This window comes from Campylobacter lari (genome assembly GCF_001017575.1).
Classification (GTDB): Bacteria; Campylobacterota; Campylobacteria; order Campylobacterales; family Campylobacteraceae; genus Campylobacter_D; species Campylobacter_D lari_C.
The window spans coordinates 300,907-317,172 of the sequence record NZ_CP011372.1; the positions used below are offsets into that span (position 1 = coordinate 300,907).

Consider the following 16,266-nt stretch of genomic DNA (forward strand, 5'->3'; position numbering starts at 1 on the left):
CCGATATTAAAACTTATCAACTTTTAAAAGGAGTAAATATGAGCCAACTCATTGAAGGTTTTTTAGGCAAGAGTATTGATGGCAAAAAAAGCAAAATGCCAGCAAAACTTGACTATATTCAAAGTGCGACAGGCTTAATTTTAGGCTTGTTTATGTGGGCACATATGTTGTTCGTTTCTACCATTTTGGTTAGTGATGATTTTTTTGATTCAGTGGTTCACTTTTTAGAACTAAAATTTATCATTAATAGCCCTATGATGAGCTACATCACTTCTTTCTTGGCTGCCTGTGTTTTGGTTATTTTCTTTGTGCATGCGGGTCTTGCAATGAGAAAATTTCCTATTAATTTCAGACAATACCAACTTTGTAGAACACACTTAAAATATATGAATCATGGTGATTCTTCTTTATGGTGGGTTCAAGCTGCAACTGGTTTTGTAATGTTTTTCTTGGGTTCTGCGCACTTAATTTTTATCATTACTAATGCAGATAAAATCAGTGCTGATATGTCAGGCGATAGAGTAGTGAGCCATTTTATGTGGTTATTTTACATTGCCTTATTAATCTGTGTTGAGTTGCATGGTAGTATTGGTCTTTATAGATTATGTGTAAAATGGGGTTGGTTTGAAGGTAAAGATGCAAAAGAAAGTCGTAAAAAACTTAAAAAAGCAAAATGGTTTATTAGTATTTTCTTCTTAGTTTTAGGTGTATTAAGCTTAGCTGCTTTTGCAAAAATAGGCTTTAATAATTACCAAAACAACTCTGTAGCGCAAATAGTAAAAACTTATGATGGAGCTAAATATGAACATACAATATAGTGATGCTTTAGTTATCGGTGGTGGTCTTGCAGGTTTAAGAGCTGCTATTGAAGTTGCAAAAAGTGGTCAAAGTGTAACTTTATTAAGTATTTGTCCGGTTAAAAGATCTCACTCAGCTGCTGTGCAAGGTGGTATGCAAGCTAGTTTAGGAAATAGCGTTAAAGGTGAGGGAGATAATGAAGATGTGCATTTTGCTGATACAGTAAAAGGGTCTGACTGGGGCTGTGATCAAGAAGTTGCAAGAATGTTTGCACAAACTGCTCCAAAAGCTGTGCGTGAGCTTGCTGCTTGGGGTGTGCCTTGGACTAGGGTTACAAAAGGACCTAGAACTGTAGTTATTAATGCTCAAAAAACTACTATTGAAGAAAAAGAAGAAGCACATGGTCTTATAAATGCAAGAGACTTTGGTGGTACTAAAAAATGGAGAACATGTTATATCGCTGATGCAACAGGACATTGTATGCTATATGGTGTGGCAAATGAAGCGATTAAACATCAAGTTAAAATCATTGATAGAATGGAAGCAGTAAGAATTATCCATGATGGTAAAAAATGTCTAGGAGCTATTGCTAGAGATTTAACTAATGGAGAATTAATCGCTTATGTTGCTAGAGGAACTATGATTGCAACAGGTGGTTATGGTAGAATTTATAAACAAACTACAAATGCGGTAATTTGTGAAGGTACAGGAGCTGCTATTGCACTTGAAACTGGACTTTGCAGACTTTCAAATATGGAAGCAGTACAATTTCACCCAACTCCAATCGTACCAAGCGGTATCTTACTAACTGAAGGTTGTAGAGGTGATGGTGGTATCTTAAGAGATGTTGATGGTTACCGCTTTATGCCTGATTATGAGCCTGAGAAAAAAGAACTTGCAAGTAGGGACGTTGTAAGTCGTAGAATGATGGAGCACATTAGAAAAGGTAAAGGTGTAAAAAGCCCTTATGGAGATCATTTATGGCTTGATATTTCTATCCTTGGTCGTGCGCATGTTGAAAAAAATCTTCGCGATGTTCAAGATATTTGTAAAACATTTAATGGTATTGATCCTGCTGATGAGGGTCCAAAAGGCTGGGCGCCAGTTTTACCTATGCAACATTACTCAATGGGTGGTATTAGAACTAAGCCAACCGGCGAAAGTCAATGGCTAAATGGTCTTTTTGCGTGCGGTGAAGCAGCTTGCTGGGATATGCACGGATTTAACCGCTTGGGTGGAAATTCATGTTCAGAAACTGTTGTTGCAGGTATGATCGTGGGAGATTATTTTGCACAATATTGTAAAGAAAATGGTAATGATATTGATACAAATATCGTTAAATCTTTCCTTTCTAAAGAGTATGATTACTTAAAATCTCTTGTTAGCAAAGAAGGAAAACATGATGTATTTGAAATCAAAAACAGAATGAAAGACATTATGTGGGAAAAAGTAGCTATCTTTAGAACAGGCCAAGGTCTTGAAGAAGCGGTTAAAGAGCTCGAAGAGTTATATCATAAATCACTTGATCTAAAAGTACACGATAAAGAATTAAAATGTGCAAATCCAGAGCTTGAAGAAGCTTACAGGGTTCCAAGAATGCTAAAAATTGCTTTATGTGTTGCTTATGGTGCACTTTTAAGAACAGAAAGCCGCGGGGCTCATTATAGAGAAGATTATCCAAAAAGAGATGATTTAAATTGGATGAAAAGAACAAATACTTACTGGGTAGAAGGTGAAAGTATGCCTAGAGTTGAGTATGAAGATCTTGACATTATGAAAATGGAAATCCCACCTGCATTTAGAGGTTATGGTGCTAAAGGAAATATCATTGAAAATCCATTAAGCGAAAAACGTCAAGCTGAAGTTGATGCGATCCGTGAAAAAATGGAAGCAGAAGGCAAAGGTAGATATGAAATTCAACATGCTCTAATGCCTTATGAATTACAAGCTAAATTTAAAGCACCAAATCAAAGAATAGGAGTTGATTATGAGTAGAAAATTAACAATAAGAGCATTTAAATATAATCCATTAAGTAAAATTTCTAAGCCTCATTTTGTTACTTATGAGCTTGAAGAAACTCCATTTATGACGATTTTTGTGTGCTTAACTCAAATCAGAGAAAAAATGGATGCGGATTTGAGTTTTGACTTTGTATGTAGAGCAGGGATTTGCGGAAGCTGTGCTATGATGATCAATGGTAAGCCAAAACTTGCTTGTAAAACATTGACAAAAGACTATCCAGATGGCGTTATAGAGCTTATGCCTTTACCTGCATTTAGACATATCAAAGACTTAAGTGTTAATACAGGTGAGTGGTTTGATGGTATGTGTAAACGCGTTGAAAGCTGGGTGCATAATGAAAAAGAAACAGATATTTCTAAACTTGAAGAACGTATTGAGCCAGAAGTTGCTGATGAGACTTTTGAGCTTGATCGTTGTATAGAGTGTGGAATTTGTGTTGCTTCTTGTGCAACTAAGCTAATGAGACCTGACTTTATCGCAGCTACTGGACTTTTAAGAACAGCTAGATATTTACAAGATCCACATGATCACAGAACCATAGAAGATTTTTATGAATTAGTGGGCGATGATGATGGTGTATTTGGATGTATGTCTTTACTTGCATGTGAAGATAATTGTCCAAAAGAACTACCTTTACAAAGCAAAATCGCTTATATGAGAAGACAGCTTGTCGCTCAAAGAAACAAATAATCCTAGCCCCCAAGAAAAGGGGGCTCTTAAAACCTTACTAAAACAAATTTGGCAAAATCGTAGTGTTTATCTTGATACAAATACACTTTTTGATGAAAGTTTAATTGATACTCAAAAAGCAGCAATTCTTTTAAGTACTAATCTTGATAATTATGAAAGATTTAGTGCTTTGAATGAATTTAAAAATTTGATGAAAAGTTTAAATTTACGCTTAGATCTTTATGGCATTCAGTATGCACAGGTTTGTTTTATTAACGCTTTAAATTTAGGAATTTTAGACAAAAACGAGCTTTTAAAAGCCTTAGAAAAACTTCAAAAAATCACCGATAATACTTTAATATATGCTTTTGTATCTAGACAAAAAGTTATTCAAAAAGATTACAAGCAAGAAGTTAAAAACTCACATCAAACACTAGATCTTATTAATCAAAACTTACAAGAGCTTTGTGAAGATGAAAAAGTTCAAAAACTCTTACAAGAAGCTTTGGTTAAATTTAGTAATATTGATTTTTCTATCGCAGTAACGGGTGTGGTAAATGCAGGTAAATCAAGTATGCTAAATGCACTTTTAAAAAAAGATTTTTTAGGTGTATCTAATGTGCCTGAAACTGCAAATTTAAGTGTTTTAAAATACGGCAAAGAACAAAAAGCTAAGATATATTTTTGGAGTGAAGAAGAATGGCAAGATATTTTAAAAAGCTCTAAAGATAATCAAGATATGCAAGATCTTATAAAACAATTAGAGCAAAATTTTAATCTAAATGAGTATATTGAAAAAGAAAATAAAAATATAGAAATAAAAATTGAAGAATTAAAAAATTACACTAGTGCAAAAAACAAAATTTCAGCACTTATTAAAAAAATAGAGCTTTTTGCATCGCTTGATTTTTTAAAAGATAATGTTTGTATAGTTGATACTCCAGGACTTGATGATGTGATCATCCAAAGAGAGCTTTTAACAAAAGCTTATATAAGCAAAGCTGACTTTTTAATCCACCTTATGAATGCTTCTCAAAGTCTTAGTCAAAAAGATTGTGATTTTATTGTAGAATGTTTGCTAACTTCAAGAGTAAGTAAGCTTTTGATTGTGCTTACTAAAGCTGATTTACTTAGTCAAAAAGACTTGCAAGAAGTAATTAGCTATACCAAAAATAAACTCAAAGAAAATTTAGCACAAAAGCAGCTTGACCAAGAATTATTAGATAATGTAGATTTTGTGTGTATCTCTTCAAAACTAGCCAATGATTTTTATCAAAAAAAAGGTGGAAATTTAGAACAAAGTAATATTTTAACACTAGAAGAACTTATAGCTAAAAGCTTATATGATAAAAACAAAATTGCTCAAAGTGCTTATAAAAAAGAATTATTATTACATTTAGAAAAAATAGAAGAAAAAATTAAATTTTTTAATAAAATGCTAAATTACGAAAGTTTTGAGCTTGATAAACAAAATCAAACTATTATCAATGATTTTAAAGCAAAAAAAGAAAAATTAATGCAAGTAAAAGCAGAGCTAAGTGCTATTTTTAACACAAAAGATGAAAATACTCAAGAAATTTTAACGCTTTTACATTTACTAGCTAAGAAATTAAAAGAAAAACTCATAGATGAGCTAAAATATAATCAAAATAATAAAATCAAAAATAATACTCAAAGATTAAACACTATCATTGATACGACTTTAAAAGATGGAATTTTTGATCTTTTAAGAGAGTTAAAACAGCAAAGTGAGTATAAGATCAATGAGCTTAAAACCACACTAAGTGTGAAATATGATTTTTTAAAAGCTATTTTAGAGCAAAATTGTGATGATTTTAAAAGTAAGGTTGAAACAAAAATAGAAAGTATTTTCGCTAATGATCTTTTTATGACATTAAAAGCAGGACTTTTAAAAAATTTAGAGTCTACTCAAGATATTTATAAACTAGAAAGCTCTTTAGAAAATCAAATTTTAGAAAAATTACAAACATTTAATATAGAAAAAATTGCCCTAGATTTAAAAAATAATCAAGAATTTTTTACTAATTTAGAGCTTAGTCTGAATTTATACGAAAAAGAGCAAGAAGAGCAAATCAAAGACTTAAAAGACTTGATTTTACAAATAGAACAAAACGAACAAAACTCCAAAGAGCTTTTAGAAAAAAACAATACAAAATTACAAAGTTTAAAGACTTTAAAAACGGAGCTTTTAAATGCAAAATGATTTGATTAATGATTTTTTAAAAGCCTATGAAAATACTTATTGTAAAAGTTTTGATGATAGTTTTGAAGGAAAGATTTTAGCAATAAAAAATGCATTTTTAGAGCCGAGTTTGCATTTAAATGATGTGTTTTTAAAAGATCTTGAGATGATTATAGCTAGCTATAAAAGAGCCATTAATGTGGCCATTATAGGGCAATTTTCTAGTGGCAAATCCACGCTTTTAAATTTGATTTTACAAAAAGAATGCCTGCCAACAGGCGTGGTGCCAGTGACTTTTAAACCTACTTTTTTACGCTATGCTAAGGAGTATTTTTTAAGAGTTGAATATGAAGATGGTAGTGATGAGATTGTAGATATAGATGAGCTTTCTAAATTTAGCGATCAAAGAAATGAGCTAAAAGAAACTAAAAGTTTGCACCTTTTTGCACCTATTGAGCTTTTAAAAGATATCACGCTTATAGATACCCCAGGTTTAAATGCAAACACCACTGACACGCTAACTACTTTTAAAGAACTTTCTTTTATGCATAGTGCTATTTGGCTTAGTTTGATTGATAATGCAGGCAAAAAAAGTGAAGAAGATGCCATAAAAGCAAATGCTAAGCTTTTAGAGCGTGGCGGAATTTGCGTGCTAAATCAAAAAGATAAGCTAAGTCAAGATGAGCTAGAAAATGTTTTAAATTACGCTCATTTAGTTTTTGATAAGTATTTTGAAAAAATCATCGCAATTTCATGTAAAGAAGCAAAATTTGATTTACAAAAGTCAAATTTACCTTTACTTTATGAGTATTTAAAAGAACTTGATTATGAGCGCATTAAAAAAGATTTTGTTAAAGAAAAACTTAGTAGTTTATGCGAACTTTTGTCAAATCAATATGATTTATTTCAAAATGCGCTAGAACAATTAGAGCTTAAATTTAATGCTATTTTGCAAACTTCCAAAGCAAGTAAGCTGGAGCAAAAAATCAAAATTTTAAATCATAATTGTTTAGATAAATTAAAACTTGTTGGAGAAAAAATTTCTCAAGAAATTTTAAAATTTATCAAAGAAAAAGATAGTAGTTATTATAAAGAAGCTAAGGGTTTGTTTAAGAAAAATCTTTATGAAAAAGTTGCTTATAAAGCACCGTATCTTTCAAGTGATGATGCGTTTTTGGCTATGTTTTATAACTCTGAAGCAATGAATAAGGAATTTAAAAGATTAAAAAACGAAATCACTTTAGAATTTAGTCAAATCAAAGATGATTTTTCTTTATTTTTTACTCATTTAGAAGAGCAAATTTTGCTTTTTAAAGCTCAATTTTCAAATTTACAAAAAGAAAATGCCTTAGAAAGTGAAAAAGAATTTGCTAGCTTTAGAAGCTTTGCTAGTGCTAGTGAGGAGCTTTTTTTAAAAGATTTTAAGCAATTATTGTTTAAAAGCCAACTTGAACTTGATTTATTTTTAGAAAAGCTTAATCTAAAAGCTTTGGCAAATTATGAAAGTGCTACTAAACTTACTTTGGGATTTTTTAGCGCTAAAATGAATGCGAGTAAAGAATTTTATGAGCTTGATAGCACTGAGTTTAGCTTGTATCACCCAAAAGCAAGTGAAGTACATCAAAGGGTATTAACCGAGCTTAATGTCTATGAATTTGAAGATTTGCTTTTAAATAAGCCTGTAGTTTTAAAAATTTATAAAAATTATATGCAAAGCTTTGTTGATTTTATTGAAGCTAAAAGGCAGATTATTTTGAATTTAAAAAGTGAATTTGAGGCTAAAAAATCAATGATTTCTAGCATCAAATCCCAAATTTCTAAGCTTTAAAAATTTTTTCTAAGTGTGCTTTATAGTTTGTGAAATATTCTTGCACTTGAGGATTTTTGATTACATCATTAGCTATAAAAGTAGGTAAAGCACTCATACCTAAGAACTCATGCGCTTTGTGAAAGTGTAAATACACTCCATCAACCCCAGCTCCATTAAAAAATTCATTCTTATCATCAAAGGCTTGCATTGGAGCATTCCAAGTTAGTGAAAGCATGTATTTTTTATTTTTTAAAAGCCCGCCTGTGCCATAATTTTTAGTAGGTTCGTTATGACTTCTACCATCGTTTTTATAAAATACTCCATGTCCAGCTGTAAAAACATCATCAATGTATTTTTTCACTATCCAAGGTTCTCCCATCCACCAACCAGGCATTTGCCAAATCAAAACATCAGCATTTAGAATTTTTTCTACTTCATCGTTTGTGTTATAGCCTTGATCTATGTGTGTTTGCTGGATTTGCAAACCAAGATCTTTTAAGGTTTTAAGTGCAAGCTCATGCAAGCTCGTGTTTAGTCTTCCTTTAGAGTGTCCAAAGTCTTTTGCACCGTTTAATAGTAATATTTTTTGCATATTTTATCCTTTTGCGTTTTTTGAAATTATAATTTAACTATAATTTTATTTCAATACTGAAATTTATGTAAGATACTATACTATAAGAAAGTGTAAAACAAATATGTTACTTTTTATGATTGATTTTTTAAAAATAATACAAAAATTATATTATTTTTTTTATTTAAGACTATATTAAAAAAGCAAGGAATAGAATGAATATAAGTTGATATTGTCAACAAAAAGGAGGAAAATATGCAAGATAATGTCATCGATCGTAGAAATTTTTTTAAATTAAGTCTTTTGGGTGGCGGTGTGGTTGCTGCTAGTACTATGAGTGGTGGAGCTATATTGCATGCTGCAGAATTAACTCATGCACACAAGAAAGCACAAGGAAGTTCAAATAAAATAAGAGGAAAAATGTTTTTTCAAGTGCAGACCGATTTTGATAATCTAAGTGCAGCATGTGAGAGAATTTATCCAAAAGATGAGCAAGGTGATGGTGCTATAGGCTTAGGTGTGCCTTATTTTATTGATAATCAATTAGCTTCAGCTTATGGTTATAATGATAGAGAATACTTACAAGGGCCATTTATAGAAGGAATTGCCGAGCAAGGTTATCAAACCCCAATGAAACGCAATGAGATTTTCTTAGAGGGTGTTAAAGCTTTGGAAATAATATCTCAAAAGCGCTATAAAAAAACTTTTTCATCTTTAAAAGGAGTTGATCAAGATAAAATTTTAGTTGATTTAGAAAAAAATAAAATCGACTTCATAGGATTTAAATCTTCTGAATTTTTTACTCTTTTAAGAGATATGACAATAGCTGGAGTTTTGTCTGATCCAATTTATGGTGGTAATGATAATAAAAATGGTTGGAAAATGATGCAATATCCTGGTGCTCAAATGAGTTATATTGACAAGATTACAAGCGATGAGTTTTTTGACATAGAGCCTATGAGCTTAGCTGATATGGAAGGATAGATTATGGCAGAAGTATTAAAAAAAGTAGATGTGGTAACAGTAGGGGCTGGTTGGACAGGTGGTATAGTTGCAGCAGAACTTACCAAGGCTGGCTTGACTGTCTTGAGCTTAGAGCGTGGTATGATGCAAACTACGGAAAATTTTGCAATGATTCATGATGAGTGGAGATATGGTATTAACTATGGTTTAATGCAAGATTGTTCAAAAGATACAGTAACTTTTCGCCATAATGTCAATGGTTTAGCCTTACCATATAGAAAAATGGGATCTTTTTTACTTGGAAGTAATGTTGGTGGTGCAGGGGTTCATTGGAATGGTTGGACCTTTAGATTTTTACCTTATGATTTTGAGATTAAAACAAAAAGTTTTGAAAGATATGGCAATAAATTAGGCGATGATTATACTTTGCAAGATTGGGGTTTAACCTATAAAGATATGGAACCTTATTATGATAAGTTTGAAAAAACCTGTGGAATTTGTGGAGAAGAAAACCCACTTGCTGAAAAAATGGGTTTGTTTAGATCAAGTCCTTATCCGCAAGAACCTTTAGAAAACACCAAAATGCTTAAACGCTTCGAAAAAGCTGCAAAAGAAATGAAATTGCACCCATTTAGATTACCTGCGGCTAATTCAAAAGGCGGCTATACTAATCCAGATGGTCAAGATCTAGCCCCATGTCAATATTGTGCTTATTGTGAGCGTTTTGGTTGTGAGTATGGTGCTAAGGCTAGTCCTATTAATACTGTTATACCTAAAGCTATGAGCACAGGAAAATATACTATAAGAACTCATAGTAATGTTATAGAAATACTAAAAAAAGATGGCAAAGCTACAGGAGTTAGGTTTGTAGACACAAGGACTATGAAAGAGTATATTCAGCCAGCAGATATTGTAGTGCTTACAAGCTATATGTTTAATAATGCCAAGCTTTTAATGGTAAGTGATATAGGTGAACAATATGATCCAAATACAGGCAAAGGAACTTTAGGTAAAAACTATTGTTATCAAATCAATATGGGAACAACAGCGTTTTTTGATGAGCAATTTAATACATATATGGGTTCAGGCGCTTTGGGTACAACTTGTGATGATTATAATGGGGATAATTTTGACCACTCAAAAGAGAAGTTTTTGCACGGAGCTATGATTTATAGCGTGCAACTTGGAAATCGCCCTATCCAATCAGCTCCGTTGCCAAAAGGAACTCCAAGTTGGGGAGCTGAATTTAAAAAAGCTTTAAATTATAATTTTACAAGAGCTATTACAGTAGGAGGACAAGGTGCATCTTTACCGCACAAAAGCAATTATTTGAGTTTGGATCCAACCTATAAAGATGCTTTTGGAATGCCACTGATAAGACTTACTTATAATTTTACAGATCAAGATCGTGCTTTGCATAAATTTATAACAGATAAAACAGCTGAAGTAGCTAAAAAAATGCAAGGAGTGAGATCAATTAAAAAAGGAGTTTATTTAAAAGATTATAGTATAGTGCCTTATCAATCTACACATAATACGGGTGGAACTACTATGGGTGCTGACCCTCAAACAAGTGTTGTTAATACTTACTTGCAACATTGGGATATGGATAATCTTTTTGTTGTGGGTGCAGGAAATTTTCAGCACAATAGTGGATATAATCCTACTGATACAGTTGGAGCTTTGGCTTATCGTTGTGCAGAGGGTATTTTAAAATATCATAAAAATGATAGACAATTAGTATAGATATATGTGAAGCATTTTGCTTCACATATTATTTTTCGCTACTGTCTTTTTCTTTTTTCTTTTTCCATAAATGAAGCGCAACTCCACATGCGCCACCAACAATAGCAGCAATGATAAGATTTGTGATGAAATCCATCGAAATCCTTTTTAATTTGTTTTCATTTTGATAAAAAATGATTTTGGATTATAATATAAAAAAGCATAATACTATATTAAAGGAAAGTATATGGAAGAAAAGTGCGATTTTACAGAATGTGGGTTTAACTATACCTTGTCTTTGATTTCAGGCAAATACAAGATGAGTGTTTTGTACTGTTTATTTCGCTATGAAGTTGTAAGATATAATGAACTTAAAAGATATCTTGGCAATATTTCTTTTAAGACTTTGACACATACTTTAAGAGAGCTTGAAAATGATGATTTAATCACGCGTAAAGAATACCCACAAATCCCTCCAAAAGTAGAATACCGCCTTGCTAAAAAAGGTCAAAGTTTAATTCCTATTTTACAAGCAATGTGTGATTGGGGTGAGGTAAACCAAAAGGAAGAAAAATGATAGAATTATTAGATGGTATAAATTTAGAAAAATACATGGGTACATGGTTAGAAATGGCTAGAAAACCTGCTTTTTTTCAAAAAACTTGCAAAAGTGCTAAGGCAGAATATGAGCTAGAGTATGAAGGCTCTACGCCTATAATTAAAGTCAAAAATATATGCACAAAAGAAAATGGAGAAATCTCTCAAGCAAATGGCAAAGCTAGGGTAAAATCTCCAAGATCTTTAGCGGTTAAATTTAGTATATTTATGAATATTTTTAACAAGCCAAATTATGAGATTATTTACATTGATACAAATTATCAAGTTTCTATCGTAGGTAGTCCTGATAAAAAATATCTTTGGATTTTATCAAGAGAGATTTTAGCAAAAGAGCAAATAAACTCTTTGCTTGAAATAGCCAAGCAAAGAGGTTTTGATACTAGCGATGTGATTTTTGATGAGCATTAATTCTCTGTACTCATATCGATTACATAGCGGAATTTAGCTTTTCCTGAAGTGAGATTTTCATAAGCTTTGTCAATCTCGCTTGGTTTGATGAGTTCAATTTCAGGATAAATTCCATGTTCTAAAGAAAAATCAAGCATTTCTTGAGTTTCTTTAATGCCCCCAATAAGCGAGCCATATACTTTTTTACCTGCTTTAAATACAAAATGAATGATGTTAATGCTAGGACTTACTTCATGTGGAGGTAATCCTACTATGGCCATTTCACCACCAAATTTTAATAAATCCATATAAGCTAGCGGATTATAAGGGGTTGGTATGGTAGAGATGATGAGGTCAAATCTTTCTTTTACCACACTTTTGTCTGTACTGGTATAAAAATTACTCACACCCATAGCTAAAGCTTCTGCTTTTTTGTTTTCATTTCTTGCAAAAACACTTACTTTTGCCCCCATTTTCACAGCATATTTAACTGCCATCATACCAAGCCCACCAAAACCTGCTACGGCTACACTTGAGCCTTCTTTGATGTTTGAAAATTTAAGCGGTGAGTAGGTAGTAATACCCGCACAAAGTAAAGGTGCTACTTTGTCAAGTGGAGCATTTTTGGGTACATTGATAGCAAATTTTTCACTTACTACGATGTTGTTTGAGTAGCCTCCATAGGTGTTTTCATTATCATGAAATACATCTTTGCAGTTATAAGTGTAGATGGTTTTACCATTTTCACAAAATTGCTCTTGAGATTTTTTGCATGCTTCGCATTCTCCGCATGAGTTGACCATACACCCAACCCCAGCATAATCACCTACTTTAAATTTACTCACATTTTCACCCACCGCGATAACTTCTCCTGCTATCTCATGACCAGGTACGCAAGGGTAGGTTGCCTCGCCCCATTCGCTTCTTGCGGTGTGAATGTCACTATGGCAAATTCCTGCGTATTTGATAGCGATTAAGATGTCGTTTTTACCTACTTTATGGCGTGTAAATTCAAAAGGTGTGAATTTAGAATCCTTGCTAAGCATAGCATAACCTTTACTTTTAACACGACCATTTTCTAAAAAGATTTTTGAGTCCATTTTCTCTCCTTTGTGGTTTTTGAAATTATAATAAAGCTAGGTTTTTATTGCAATAGGGAAAATAAAGTAAGATACTATACTCAAGGTGCGTTTGTGGGTTTTGTAAAAAAACATATAATTTAACTACCGAGTTTTTCTCGGTAGTTGTGAATTTTTCAAAAATTAAAAATTTTTATCTAAAACATATTTTTTATCTATTATAAATGATTTTTCTGTGGATGTATTATCTTCTTTTTTGCTTTGTATATAATAAACATCTTTTGCATCCGATAGAATACGCACATTTTCTACTTTTATATCTTCTGTGTTTTCAATAAAGCTGATATTATTATCTATTAATTTATCTTTTAGAGTTTTATTTTTGCTTAGTAATAATTCTGCGTCAAAATTACCTATTTTTAAATATGAAATAATATTTTTATTTAAAGCATAAAGAGAAAAAATCAAGATGATGGCATTGGCAAGTATAAAAAATTTAAAATCATTAATGTAAAATAAAAAACTGAATAAACCTAAAATAAGAATACAAGCAAAGAATAAATAAATATCATTAATTTTTTGTGTTTTAATAATAACAAGGGCATAAATAAAAGCAATAACTGCATATAATATAAATATTAATATAATCTGCATTGCGCAAATTTCTATCGTGTTTGATGAAATTATATATTTTCTCCCAAAAAACAATAGTATTATATTTACAATAACTAATATAATTAAAAATAAACTAAGGTCGCTTAGTGTAACAAAAGCTGTTGTTGATGCGGTAAAGCAAATTACTATAGGAATTATTCTTGGTGTTTTAAGAAAATATTTATGCAATTCTCTTGAAAAAACGAATATTGCTATATAGAAAAAACAAAAAATACCTCCAAATAAAATACCTGTTACTGCCAAAGCGATTATCTTTTGGCTGTCTATAAAAGGAATAGTTTTTGTTTGTATAAAATGCTGTGTTAGTATGAATATGACTATAAAAAATCCTACGATATTAATCAATGAAAATAAATCTTTTGAATTTTCTAAAACTAATTTTGAAATATTGGTAAAATATTGCGTATCTTTTCTTGCTCTATAAGATTCTTTATATTTTATAAATTTGGATTCAGATTTAAAAATTAACTCTTTTGGGTTTTTAAAAATTGATTTTAATGTATTAGTAAAATCTTGCATATATTTTCTTATTCTATGAGATTTTGTAAGTTCGGATTTATGTTTATTGAGCTTTTCTAGTTTTATTTTATCAATATTCTTTACATACAAATTAAAACAAAAATAAATTTCATCTTCTAAATCATTGATTTCATGAGGATTGTTTTTAAATTTTGTGTATTCTAAATTATTAAAAAATAATATTTCTTTATTTATAAGTTCTTGTAATCTTCTATTTATTATCTTTATATTCTCATGGTTTAAAATTTCTTCTTCTTTTTTAAGTTCTTCAATTAATTCTTGACAATCTTGTAGCTTTTTTTCTTTTGTAGCTAACAGAGTTTCAAAATTCATTAATAATCCTTATTTTATATTATCACAATTAGTATTAAGGCATTAAAACAATATCTACCAAATCATTTTCTTTTATATTATCATGTGCTATCATTAATGCGGCTTTGTGATTAAGGTTGTTGATGATGGCACTTGAGCCTTGTTTTTTGCCTTTTAAATTGGCATAAATTTTTCCATCTTTAAATTCTACATTACATGCTACAAATTCTAAATGCGGACTTTTTTTCTTATAGTCAGTATTTGCAAATGCCTTAAACACGTAGTCTTTTTCTTGTAAAAGCCAAGCATTTAAAAGTTCTCTTACATATAAATTAAACATTACCATAGCCGAGCATGGAAAACCCGGTAGTGCAAAGATGAATTTATCTTCAAATTTGGCTATTTTGATGTGTTTGCCAGGCTTTACATCGACTTTGTCTATGATGATTTCATACTCTTTAACAGCTTGCTTTAAAAAGTCAAAATCCCCCATGGAAACTCCACCAGTGGTAACTAAAATATCACACGCATTAAGTGCTTGTTTTAAAACACTTGGAGTTTTTTGCATATCATCTTTTAAAAGTGGAAAAATTCTAGCTTCAGCACCAAGTTTTTTTGCCATATTAGCTATGGCTACATGGTTTGATGAGCGAATTTGTGCAGGGTGTTCTAAGCTTTCGCCTAAGTCTTTGATCTCACTTCCACTGCTTAGCACGCCTATGATAGGTTTAGCAAAAACACTAATGTGAAAGTGTCCAAGCTCGGCTAAAAGTGCTATCTCGCTATAGCCTAGTTTTGTGCCTTTAGTGAGTAAAATTTTACCTTTAGTGTAGCTCTCGCCCACCTTTCTTACAGCAAAGCCTTGTGGAACTTTTTCTTTTACATAAACTATACCTTCTTTAATCTCAACTTTTTCCACAGGCACTAAGGTATCACAACCCTCACTCATTAAAGAGCCTGTAAAGGTTTTAACACATTCTTTATTTTGTATTTTAAAGCTTGGGAAAATTCCGGCAGGCACTTCACCTATGATAGACAAAGGCTCATCTTGCTTGCTAAATTTGATCGCATAGCCATCCATAGAGGCTGTGGGAAATTGAGGGTTATTAGTAGTGGCTTTAATGTCTATGGCTAAAATTCTATCTAAGCACTGTGTTAAGGCGATGTTTTCTATTTTTTCATATGTTTGTATGTGTGAATGAAGTATGTCTAAACTTTGGCTATAAGAAGTTAGCATTTTAGTCCTTAGTGCTTAAAATTCCTGCTCCTTGAAGTTTCAAAGAGCGTTCTTTGGCATAAATTTTTTCGCCATTAATGATATCATATTTCCATATAGGTGCACTTGCTTTAAAATCTTCTACAAAATCATTAATTAGCTTAAGTCCTAATTTTCTTTGCTTGCTTAAAACCCCAGCAAAATAAGAACTCTCATGCACCTTAACCTCGCCGATAGAGTGAGCAAACATCAAGCTTACATTTTCATTTGCAAGTTTTTGGCACCATTTTTCAAACCAAGTTTTTAATAAAGGCTCATATATATCAAAACTCAAAGCCTCAATCTCATCTTCAGCCCTCACTATACCGCAAAATGTGATCAAAGCTCCGCAGTTTTTATCTTTAGCATATTCATACCATCTAGCATAAATGCTAGGAATTTCTAAGGCTCCTTGGTATAATTCAAACATAACTCATCCTCCACAAACCGGTGGTAATAAGCATATTTTATCCCCATCTTTTAAGGTGGTTTCATCATCAAAAACCATTTCATCATTTAAAGCAACTGCACAAAGCTCAAGCCATTCTTTTAAGCTTTCATCTTGCCCTAAAATCGCTTTTAATTCTTTAAGATTACTTACATTTAGTTCTAAGCTTTCTTTGTTAATTGGCCCTAGAAATTCAACTTTTACCATTTTT

15 protein-coding genes are annotated in these 16,266 nt (G+C 31.5%); 9 read left to right on the forward strand and 6 right to left on the reverse strand.

All coding sequences use genetic code 11. The features are described 5' to 3' along the window. The first annotated feature begins 38 nt into the window (after positions 1 to 38). The 5 genes from CD56_RS01655 to CD56_RS01675 are packed head-to-tail and all read left to right on the forward strand — an operon-like array spanning position 39 to position 7,521. Positions 39 to 818 carry a fumarate reductase cytochrome b subunit gene (locus tag CD56_RS01655; protein WP_012661076.1) on the forward strand — a complete coding sequence of 260 codons (780 nt, stop codon included), beginning with the start codon at positions 39 to 41 and terminating at the stop codon, positions 816 to 818. Then, entirely contained in the window at positions 802 to 2,793 is a 1,992-nt protein-coding gene (locus CD56_RS01660) for a fumarate reductase flavoprotein subunit (protein ID WP_039617579.1), read from the forward strand. The genes CD56_RS01655 and CD56_RS01660 overlap by 17 nt, the downstream gene beginning before the upstream one ends. Further along, complete coding sequence (locus CD56_RS01665) at positions 2,786 to 3,511, forward strand: fumarate reductase iron-sulfur subunit (RefSeq protein ID WP_012661078.1); 726 nt, start codon at positions 2,786 to 2,788, stop codon at positions 3,509 to 3,511. The genes CD56_RS01660 and CD56_RS01665 overlap by 8 nt, the downstream gene beginning before the upstream one ends. Continuing rightward, the gene (locus CD56_RS01670) at positions 3,489 to 5,714 is read left to right on the forward strand and encodes a dynamin family protein (RefSeq protein WP_047208011.1); all 2,226 of its coding nucleotides are present in this window, start codon (positions 3,489 to 3,491) and stop codon (positions 5,712 to 5,714) included. Before CD56_RS01665 ends, CD56_RS01670 begins: the two co-directional genes overlap by 23 nt. Next, on the forward strand, positions 5,704 to 7,521 hold the full coding sequence (locus tag CD56_RS01675; protein WP_047208012.1) for a dynamin family protein: 1,818 nt from the start codon (positions 5,704 to 5,706) through the stop codon (positions 7,519 to 7,521). Before CD56_RS01670 ends, CD56_RS01675 begins: the two co-directional genes overlap by 11 nt. On the opposite strand, the gene CD56_RS01680 is transcribed toward CD56_RS01675, so the two are convergent. Then, a complete protein-coding gene (locus CD56_RS01680; protein ID WP_039617583.1) occupies positions 7,511 to 8,095 on the reverse strand; it encodes an NAD(P)H-dependent oxidoreductase in 585 nt (194 codons plus the stop codon). The two genes, CD56_RS01675 and CD56_RS01680, sit on opposite strands and share 11 nt — an antisense overlap. A 234-nt stretch (positions 8,096 to 8,329) precedes the next feature. On the opposite strand from CD56_RS01680, the gene CD56_RS01685 reads away from it, so the two are divergent. From CD56_RS01685 to CD56_RS01700, 4 genes are all read left to right on the forward strand, one after another. Next, positions 8,330 to 9,058: a gluconate 2-dehydrogenase subunit 3 family protein gene (locus CD56_RS01685; protein ID WP_047208013.1), complete on the forward strand. Its 729-nt coding sequence runs from the start codon at positions 8,330 to 8,332 to the stop codon at positions 9,056 to 9,058. A gap of 3 nt (positions 9,059 to 9,061) precedes the next feature. After that, the gene (locus tag CD56_RS01690) at positions 9,062 to 10,783 is read left to right on the forward strand and encodes a GMC family oxidoreductase (protein ID WP_047208014.1); all 1,722 of its coding nucleotides are present in this window, start codon (positions 9,062 to 9,064) and stop codon (positions 10,781 to 10,783) included. A gap of 226 nt (positions 10,784 to 11,009) precedes the next feature. Next, positions 11,010 to 11,339, forward strand: a complete 330-nt coding sequence (gene rrpA / locus CD56_RS01695) for a MarR family transcription factor RrpA (protein ID WP_039617585.1) — start codon at positions 11,010 to 11,012, stop codon at positions 11,337 to 11,339. Continuing rightward, positions 11,336 to 11,788 (forward strand): lipocalin family protein, encoded by a 453-nt coding sequence (locus tag CD56_RS01700; RefSeq protein ID WP_047208015.1) that lies wholly within the window; start codon positions 11,336 to 11,338, stop codon positions 11,786 to 11,788. Before rrpA ends, CD56_RS01700 begins: the two co-directional genes overlap by 4 nt. Here the strand turns inward: CD56_RS01700 and CD56_RS01705 are convergent. The 5 genes from CD56_RS01705 to CD56_RS01725 all read right to left on the reverse strand — a co-directional run bounded on the left by CD56_RS01705 (position 11,785) and on the right by CD56_RS01725 (position 16,262). Next, positions 11,785 to 12,867 (reverse strand): NAD(P)-dependent alcohol dehydrogenase, encoded by a 1,083-nt coding sequence (locus CD56_RS01705; RefSeq protein ID WP_047208016.1) that lies wholly within the window; start codon positions 12,865 to 12,867, stop codon positions 11,785 to 11,787. The genes CD56_RS01700 and CD56_RS01705 overlap by 4 nt on opposite strands. 162 nt (positions 12,868 to 13,029) lie before the next feature. After that, positions 13,030 to 14,373 carry a hypothetical protein gene (locus tag CD56_RS01710; RefSeq protein WP_080956322.1) on the reverse strand — a complete coding sequence of 448 codons (1,344 nt, stop codon included), beginning with the start codon at positions 14,371 to 14,373 and terminating at the stop codon, positions 13,030 to 13,032. A 34-nt stretch (positions 14,374 to 14,407) separates the two neighbouring features. Then, entirely contained in the window at positions 14,408 to 15,589 is a 1,182-nt protein-coding gene (locus CD56_RS01715; RefSeq protein ID WP_047208017.1) for a molybdopterin molybdotransferase MoeA, read from the reverse strand. Position 15,590: 1 nt separating this feature from the next. Then, a complete protein-coding gene (locus CD56_RS01720) occupies positions 15,591 to 16,037 on the reverse strand; it encodes a molybdopterin synthase catalytic subunit (protein ID WP_047208018.1) in 447 nt (148 codons plus the stop codon). 3 nt (positions 16,038 to 16,040) lie between these two features. Continuing rightward, on the reverse strand, positions 16,041 to 16,262 hold the full coding sequence (locus CD56_RS01725; RefSeq protein ID WP_039617593.1) for a molybdopterin synthase, small subunit: 222 nt from the start codon (positions 16,260 to 16,262) through the stop codon (positions 16,041 to 16,043). Between the last annotated feature and the right edge of the window lie 4 nt (positions 16,263 to 16,266).

Bases quoted from the DNA above. Each gene is read 5' to 3' on its own strand.
- CD56_RS01655 (WP_012661076.1), top strand. From the start codon at position 39: ATGAGCCAACTCATTGAAGGTTTTTTAGGCAAGAGTATTGATGGCAAA.
- CD56_RS01660 (WP_039617579.1), top strand. From the start codon at position 802: ATGAACATACAATATAGTGATGCTTTAGTTATCGGTGGTGGTCTTGCA.
- CD56_RS01665 (WP_012661078.1), top strand. From the start codon at position 2,786: ATGAGTAGAAAATTAACAATAAGAGCATTTAAATATAATCCATTAAGT.
- CD56_RS01675 (WP_047208012.1), top strand. From the start codon at position 5,704: ATGCAAAATGATTTGATTAATGATTTTTTAAAAGCCTATGAAAATACT.
- CD56_RS01680 (WP_039617583.1), bottom strand. From the start codon at position 8,095: ATGCAAAAAATATTACTATTAAACGGTGCAAAAGACTTTGGACACTCT.
- CD56_RS01685 (WP_047208013.1), top strand. From the start codon at position 8,330: ATGCAAGATAATGTCATCGATCGTAGAAATTTTTTTAAATTAAGTCTT.
- CD56_RS01690 (WP_047208014.1), top strand. From the start codon at position 9,062: ATGGCAGAAGTATTAAAAAAAGTAGATGTGGTAACAGTAGGGGCTGGT.
- rrpA (WP_039617585.1), top strand. From the start codon at position 11,010: ATGGAAGAAAAGTGCGATTTTACAGAATGTGGGTTTAACTATACCTTG.
- CD56_RS01700 (WP_047208015.1), top strand. From the start codon at position 11,336: ATGATAGAATTATTAGATGGTATAAATTTAGAAAAATACATGGGTACA.
- CD56_RS01705 (WP_047208016.1), bottom strand. From the start codon at position 12,867: ATGGACTCAAAAATCTTTTTAGAAAATGGTCGTGTTAAAAGTAAAGGT.
- CD56_RS01710 (WP_080956322.1), bottom strand. From the start codon at position 14,373: ATGAATTTTGAAACTCTGTTAGCTACAAAAGAAAAAAAGCTACAAGAT.
- CD56_RS01715 (WP_047208017.1), bottom strand. From the start codon at position 15,589: ATGCTAACTTCTTATAGCCAAAGTTTAGACATACTTCATTCACACATA.
- CD56_RS01720 (WP_047208018.1), bottom strand. From the start codon at position 16,037: ATGTTTGAATTATACCAAGGAGCCTTAGAAATTCCTAGCATTTATGCT.
- CD56_RS01725 (WP_039617593.1), bottom strand. From the start codon at position 16,262: ATGGTAAAAGTTGAATTTCTAGGGCCAATTAACAAAGAAAGCTTAGAA.